The sequence below is a fragment of the Nocardia sp. NPDC050799 genome (assembly GCF_040654015.1).
In the GTDB taxonomy this organism is placed as follows: Bacteria; Actinomycetota; Actinomycetes; order Mycobacteriales; family Mycobacteriaceae; genus Nocardia.
This window is the reverse complement of record NZ_JBFAHF010000083.1, coordinates 1-5,967: the sequence shown is the minus strand read 5'-3', so window position 1 is coordinate 5,967 and position 5,967 is coordinate 1. Positions and strand designations below refer to the sequence as shown.

Annotated in this window: 1 protein-coding gene, 2 tRNA genes and 3 rRNA genes; all 6 read left to right on the top strand. The window is 51.7% G+C overall.

The window, feature by feature from the left end; translation table 11 throughout:
* Positions 1 to 270 precede the first annotated feature (270 nt).
* Positions 271 to 1,812: ribosomal RNA gene (locus AB0H42_RS35350) — 16S ribosomal RNA — on the top strand.
* Between the two features lie 74 nt (positions 1,813 to 1,886).
* A tRNA-Ile gene (locus AB0H42_RS35345) sits at positions 1,887 to 1,963 on the top strand.
* Positions 1,964 to 2,001: 38 nt separating this feature from the next.
* Positions 2,002 to 2,077 (top strand) — tRNA-Ala (locus AB0H42_RS35340).
* 207 nt (positions 2,078 to 2,284) lie between these two features.
* Positions 2,285 to 5,192, top strand: a 23S ribosomal RNA gene (locus tag AB0H42_RS35335).
* 99 nt (positions 5,193 to 5,291) lie between these two features.
* A 5S ribosomal RNA gene (rrf, locus tag AB0H42_RS35330) occupies positions 5,292 to 5,407 on the top strand.
* The 16S, 23S and 5S rRNA genes sit together here with 2 tRNA genes alongside, the layout of an rRNA operon.
* Positions 5,408 to 5,665: 258 nt before the next feature.
* The coding region (locus tag AB0H42_RS35325; RefSeq protein WP_357064154.1) for an MFS transporter at positions 5,666 to 5,967 on the top strand (302 nt) is incomplete at its 3' end.

Genomic DNA, 5,967 nt, shown 5'->3' with positions numbered 1-5,967 from the left:
AGCCGCCGGGTCAGCGAGAGGAAAGCGAAATAAACGCTTGACTCTCCGGGTGAAAAGCGTAATATACGCCACCTCGAGTTAGCAAGCGAAAGCGCCTAACTCACTGCTCTTTAACAATTTATCAGACAATCTGTGTGGGCACTCCACAAGACGATATCCAGCATCTTCGGATGCAAAAAAATATCAAGTCTTGAAGAGTGACTAACTGAAGTAAAATTCATGCAGTAAATCTTTGAGCATCGCTTCTCGAGTGGAAGCAAATCAAGCTTTTAATTGAAGAGTTTGATCATGGCTCAGATTGAACGCTGGCGGCAGGCTTAACACATGCAAGTCGAGCGGTAGCACAGGGGAGCTTGCTCCCTGGGTGACGAGCGGCGGACGGGTGAGTAATGTCTGGGAAACTGCCTGATGGAGGGGGATAACTACTGGAAACGGTAGCTAATACCGCATAACGTCGCAAGACCAAAGAGGGGGACCTTCGGGCCTCTTGCCATCAGATGTGCCCAGATGGGATTAGCTAGTAGGTGGGGTAATGGCTCACCTAGGCGACGATCCCTAGCTGGTCTGAGAGGATGACCAGCCACACTGGAACTGAGACACGGTCCAGACTCCTACGGGAGGCAGCAGTGGGGAATATTGCACAATGGGCGCAAGCCTGATGCAGCCATGCCGCGTGTGTGAAGAAGGCCTTCGGGTTGTAAAGCACTTTCAGCGAGGAGGAAGGTGGTGAACTTAATACGTTCATCAATTGACGTTACTCGCAGAAGAAGCACCGGCTAACTCCGTGCCAGCAGCCGCGGTAATACGGAGGGTGCAAGCGTTAATCGGAATTACTGGGCGTAAAGCGCACGCAGGCGGTTTGTTAAGTCAGATGTGAAATCCCCGGGCTCAACCTGGGAACTGCATTTGAAACTGGCAAGCTAGAGTCTCGTAGAGGGGGGTAGAATTCCAGGTGTAGCGGTGAAATGCGTAGAGATCTGGAGGAATACCGGTGGCGAAGGCGGCCCCCTGGACGAAGACTGACGCTCAGGTGCGAAAGCGTGGGGAGCAAACAGGATTAGATACCCTGGTAGTCCACGCTGTAAACGATGTCGATTTGGAGGTTGTGCCCTTGAGGCGTGGCTTCCGGAGCTAACGCGTTAAATCGACCGCCTGGGGAGTACGGCCGCAAGGTTAAAACTCAAATGAATTGACGGGGGCCCGCACAAGCGGTGGAGCATGTGGTTTAATTCGATGCAACGCGAAGAACCTTACCTACTCTTGACATCCAGAGAACTTAGCAGAGATGCTTTGGTGCCTTCGGGAACTCTGAGACAGGTGCTGCATGGCTGTCGTCAGCTCGTGTTGTGAAATGTTGGGTTAAGTCCCGCAACGAGCGCAACCCTTATCCTTTGTTGCCAGCGGTTCGGCCGGGAACTCAAAGGAGACTGCCAGTGATAAACTGGAGGAAGGTGGGGATGACGTCAAGTCATCATGGCCCTTACGAGTAGGGCTACACACGTGCTACAATGGCATATACAAAGAGAAGCGACCTCGCGAGAGCAAGCGGACCTCATAAAGTATGTCGTAGTCCGGATTGGAGTCTGCAACTCGACTCCATGAAGTCGGAATCGCTAGTAATCGTAGATCAGAATGCTACGGTGAATACGTTCCCGGGCCTTGTACACACCGCCCGTCACACCATGGGAGTGGGTTGCAAAAGAAGTAGGTAGCTTAACCTTCGGGAGGGCGCTTACCACTTTGTGATTCATGACTGGGGTGAAGTCGTAACAAGGTAACCGTAGGGGAACCTGCGGTTGGATCACCTCCTTACCTAAAGATATTGATTCGAGTGGCGTGCTCACACAGATTGTCTGATAGAAAGTAACGAGCAGAAATACCTTTATAGGCTTGTAGCTCAGGTGGTTAGAGCGCACCCCTGATAAGGGTGAGGTCGGTGGTTCAAGTCCACTCAGGCCTACCACTTCTTCGAAGTGGAAAAGGTACTGCACGTGACTGTATGGGGCTATAGCTCAGCTGGGAGAGCGCCTGCCTTGCACGCAGGAGGTCAGCGGTTCGATCCCGCTTAGCTCCACCATATAGTCCGGTATTTCAATACTTCAGAGTATATTGGCGACAGTATGCTGCGAAGTATTTTGCTCTTTAACAATCTGGAACAAGCTGAAAATTGAAACATGACGGCTGAAATTTATCCCTCCGTAGATGTACTGGGATGAAGAGTAACCTGTCATAGAGTCTCTCAAATGTTTGCAGCACGAACGATGGAAACATCTTCGGGTTGTGAGGTTAAGTGACTAAGCGTATACGGTGGATGCCTAGGCAGTCAGAGGCGATGAAGGGCGTGCTAATCTGCGAAAAGCGTCGGTAAGGTGATATGAACCGTTATAACCGGCGATACCCGAATGGGGAAACCCAGTGTGTTTCGACACACTATCATGTCATGAATACATAGTGGCATGAGGCGAACCGGGGGAACTGAAACATCTAAGTACCCCGAGGAAAAGAAATCAACCGAGATTCCCCCAGTAGCGGCGAGCGAACGGGGAGGAGCCCAGAACCTGAATCGGCTTGTGTGTTAGTGGAAGCGTCTGGAAAGTCGCGCAGCAAAGGGTGATAGCCCCGTACACTAAAATGCACAGGTCGTGAGTTCGATGAGTAGGGCGGGACACGTGACATCCTGTCTGAATATGGGGGGACCATCCTCCAAGGCTAAATACTCCTGACTGACCGATAGTGAACCAGTACCGTGAGGGAAAGGCGAAAAGAACCCCGGCGAGGGGAGTGAAATAGAACCTGAAACCGTGTACGTACAAGCAGTGGGAGCACCTTCGTGGTGTGACTGCGTACCTTTTGTATAATGGGTCAGCGACTTATATTTTGTAGCAAGGTTAACCGTATAGGGGAGCCGTAGGGAAACCGAGTCTTAACTGGGCGATTAGTTGCAAGGTATAGACCCGAAACCCGGTGATCTAGCCATGGGCAGGTTGAAGGTTGGGTAACACTAACTGGAGGACCGAACCGACTAATGTTGAAAAATTAGCGGATGACTTGTGGCTGGGGGTGAAAGGCCAATCAAACCGGGAGATAGCTGGTTCTCCCCGAAAGCTATTTAGGTAGCGCCTCGTGAACTCATCTTCGGGGGTAGAGCACTGTTTCGGCTAGGGGGCCATCCCGGCTTACCAAACCGATGCAAACTCCGAATACCGAAGAATGTTATCACGGGAGACACACGGCGGGTGCTAACGTCCGTCGTGAAGAGGGAAACAACCCAGACCGCCAGCTAAGGTCCCAAAGTCATGGTTAAGTGGGAAACGATGTGGGAAGGCATAGACAGCCAGGATGTTGGCTTAGAAGCAGCCATCATTTAAAGAAAGCGTAATAGCTCACTGGTCGAGTCGGCCTGCGCGGAAGATGTAACGGGGCTAAACCATGCACCGAAGCTGCGGCAGCGACGCTTAGGCGTTGTTGGGTAGGGGAGCGTTCTGTAAGCCGTTGAAGGTGGCCTGTGAGGGTTGCTGGAGGTATCAGAAGTGCGAATGCTGACATAAGTAACGATAAAGCGGGTGAAAAGCCCGCTCGCCGGAAGACCAAGGGTTCCTGTCCAACGTTAATCGGGGCAGGGTGAGTCGACCCCTAAGGCGAGGCTGAAAAGCGTAGTCGATGGGAAACAGGTTAATATTCCTGTACTTGGTGTTACTGCGAAGGGGGGACGGAGAAGGCTAGGCTAGCCGGGCGACGGTTGTCCCGGTTTAAGCGTGTAGGGGGTGTGACCTGGTAAATCCGGTTGCATACTAACCCTGAGGCGTGATGACGATGCACTACGGTGCAGAAGTAGTTGATGCCCTGCTTCCAGGAAAATCCTCTAAGCATCAGGTAACATTAAATCGTACCCCAAACCGACACAGGTGGTCAGGTAGAGAATACCAAGGCGCTTGAGAGAACTCGGGTGAAGGAACTAGGCAAAATGGTGCCGTAACTTCGGGAGAAGGCACGCTGGCATGTAGGTGAAGTCCCTTGCGGATGGAGCTGAAGCCAGTCGAAGATACCAGCTGGCTGCAACTGTTTAATAAAAACACAGCACTGTGCAAACACGAAAGTGGACGTATACGGTGTGACGCCTGCCCGGTGCTGGAAGGTTAATTGATGGGGTCAGCCGCAAGGCGAAGCTCTTGATCGAAGCCCCAGTAAACGGCGGCCGTAACTATAACGGTCCTAAGGTAGCGAAATTCCTTGTCGGGTAAGTTCCGACCTGCACGAATGGCGTAATGATGGCCAGGCTGTCTCCACCCGAGACTCAGTGAAATTGAACTCGCTGTGAAGATGCAGTGTACCCGCGGCAAGACGGAAAGACCCCGTGAACCTTTACTATAGCTTGACACTGAACATTGAGCCTTGATGTGTAGGATAGGTGGGAGGCTTTGAAGCGTGGACGCCAGTCTGCGTGGAGCCATCCTTGAAATACCACCCTTTAATGTTTGATGTTCTAACTCGGCCCCATAATCTGGGGTGAGGACAGTGTCTGGTGGGTAGTTTGACTGGGGCGGTCTCCTCCCAAAGAGTAACGGAGGAGCACGAAGGTTAGCTAATCACGGTCGGACATCGTGAGGTTAGTGCAAAGGCATAAGCTAGCTTGACTGCGAGAGTGACGGCTCGAGCAGGTACGAAAGTAGGTCTTAGTGATCCGGTGGTTCTGAATGGAAGGGCCATCGCTCAACGGATAAAAGGTACTCCGGGGATAACAGGCTGATACCGCCCAAGAGTTCATATCGACGGCGGTGTTTGGCACCTCGATGTCGGCTCATCACATCCTGGGGCTGAAGTAGGTCCCAAGGGTATGGCTGTTCGCCATTTAAAGTGGTACGCGAGCTGGGTTTAGAACGTCGTGAGACAGTTCGGTCCCTATCTGCCGTGGGCGTTGGAAGATTGAGAGGGGTTGCTCCTAGTACGAGAGGACCGGAGTGAACGCACCACTGGTGTTCGGGTTGTCATGCCAATGGCATTGCCCGGTAGCTAAGTGCGGAAAAGATAAGCGCTGAAAGCATCTAAGCGCGAAACTTGCCTCAAGATGAGTCTTCCCTGGGCCTTTAAGGTCCCTGAAGGAACGTTTAAGACTAAGACGTTGATAGGCTGGGTGTGTAAGTGCAGCGATGCATTGAGCTAACCAGTACTAATGATCCGTGAGGCTTAACCTTACAACACCGAAGGTGTTTTTAGAGAGATTTTCAGCGACGTTCCGAGATTGGTTCTGATGGCTTCATGGAAGTGAGGCGGTTGGAATGAAACAGAATTTGCCTGGCGGCAATAGCGCGGTGGTCCCACCTGACCCCATGCCGAACTCAGAAGTGAAACGCCGTAGCGCCGATGGTAGTGTGGGGTCTCCCCATGCGAGAGTAGGACACTGCCAGGCATCAAATAAAGCCGAAAGCCCTGAACTGACGTTCAGGGCTTTTTGCTATGCGTAAAATGGAAAATCCCCGTTGTAATCCGCTTCAGCTTTCATCGTACTGTTTAATATTCATCACAAAACCAACGCATTGTTTCTCTGAATGTCAGATATTCTTCGTCCGCTATTAAGTTTGGCTGTTAACTTATAAATAACAATAAAGTAACAACCAGGGCGGCAGGAAGCCAAATTTCATCATTGTTATGGCTCGGAGAATACATCATGACAGAAACAACCTCGGCTCTTGGGGATGAGCACGGCGTCGAACAGGGGGCGCTGGATAACAAGAAACGCATTTTCGCTATCGTCGGGGCTTCATCAGGCAATCTGGTGGAGTGGTTTGATTTTTACGTTTACTCCTTCTGTTCCATTTACTTTGCCGCCTCGTTCTTCCCAGCGGGCAACAGCACCACGCAGCTGCTGCAAACCGCCGGGGTATTCGCTGCCGGCTTCTTTATGCGGCCGATTGGCGGTTGGCTATTCGGTTATATTGCCGACAAGCATGGTCGAAAAAATTCCATGCT